Origin of the sequence: Eubacterium multiforme (genome assembly GCF_030813415.1) — a bacterium.
Taxonomy (GTDB): Bacteria; Bacillota; Clostridia; order Clostridiales; family Clostridiaceae; genus Clostridium; species Clostridium multiforme.
Genome location: NZ_JAUSUF010000030.1, coordinates 1 through 1,525, shown reverse-complemented (window position 1 = coordinate 1,525; position 1,525 = coordinate 1). Strand labels below are relative to the sequence as shown.

The 1,525-nt window shown below is 27.1% G+C and carries 1 protein-coding gene; it reads right to left on the bottom strand.

Features of this window, described 5'->3' with window-relative positions; translation table 11 throughout:
• Nucleotides 1-178 precede the first annotated feature (178 nt).
• Nucleotides 179-1,417: an IS256 family transposase gene (locus tag J2S18_RS16360; RefSeq protein WP_307488432.1), complete on the bottom strand. Its 1,239-nt coding sequence runs from the start codon at nt 1,415-1,417 to the stop codon at nt 179-181.
• Nucleotides 1,418-1,525 lie beyond the last annotated feature (108 nt).

Below are 1,525 nucleotides of genomic sequence, written 5' to 3'. Positions count from 1 at the left end.
GAGACTGTAGATTATTTTGTGTAATATGGTTTCTTAGAAATTAAATATTACTGGAAATTTTAGATTCCAGTAATATTTTTTTATTATCTAGAAATACTAATAATGTGTTTGTATGTTCTTTTATAGTATTTAGCAAAAATCAGAAAGTATGCATAATTTTTATAAAAAGTACAAGCTTTTATGCTAATTCGTCTTTTAATTCTTCACTAAAAAATAATGTTAATTCTGCTAATGTAGCTCCCCAATTTGAAATTGGTTGAGTCCATTTATCCATAATTTCCATAGTAGCAAGGTATACACACTTATTTAAAGATTCATCAGTAGGAAATATAGTTCTAGTTTTGGTATATTTACGTATTTGCCTATTAAATCCTTCAAGTGCATTAGTTGTATAAATTATTTTTCTAATTCTTGGAGAAAATTCAAAAAATGTAGATAAATTTTCCCAATTGTTATACCATGAATCTATAACCATTCCATAATTAGAACCCCAGGTATCCTTTAACCTATCTAGCTGCGCTAACGCAAGTTTTTCAGTAGTAGCCCTATATACTTCTTTTAAATCTTTGATAAATGCTTTTTTATCCTTCGATGCTATGTATTTAATAGAATTTCTTATTTGGTGCACAATACATGTTTGAATATTAACTGATGGAAATACAGTTTTAATAGCTTGAGGTAATCCCTTTAGACCATCCATACATGCAATTAATATTTCTTTTACACCTCTATTCTTTAAATCATTACATATGCTTAACCAAAATTTTGCGCCTTCAGCCTCATCAACCCATATTCCTAGAATATCTTTATATCCTTCTATTGTATAACCTAAACAAATATATACTGCTTTATTTACTATTCGTCCATTACTTCTAACTTTAAAATACATAGCATCTAGATAAACTATTGGATATATTTTATCTAATACTCTATTTTGCCATTCGGTAGCGGTAGCTATCACTTTATCTGTTATTTTTGAAACCATTGATGGTGATATCGTTATTCCATATAAATCTTCTATTTCAGCTTGAATATCGCTAGTAGTCATTCCTTTAGCATAAAGTGAAATTATTTTTTTATCTAATTCATTACAAACAGTTTCATATTTTTTTACAATTTGAGGCTCAAATTCAGCTTTTCTATCTCTTGGTATATCTAGATCTACGTCACCAAAAGAACTTCTTAAATTTTTTTGACTATATCCATTTCGATAATTTCTTTCTTCAGGTTCGATATAATTTTGACGCTGATATTTATCTCTTCCTAAATGTTCATCCATCTCTACTTCAAGTATATTTTCCAATACATCCTTTACTAATTTTTGAATTAATCCATTTTTACCAAGAACATCGTCAATTGTTTTACATTTTTTCACTTCTGAATTGTAATCAAAGTTAATATTATTTTTTCTTGTCATAAAAATCCTCCTTAAAATCTTTATAGTATATTATTCCAAATTAACCAACTCATCATACAAAAAAAGAGTAGTTAAATTTGTTTATTACACAAATATAACTACTCTCCC

Excerpts from the sequence above, each read along its gene's own strand:
- J2S18_RS16360 (WP_307488432.1), bottom strand. The coding sequence starts at position 1,417 with ATGACAAGAAAAAATAATATTAACTTTGATTACAATTCAGAAGTGAAA.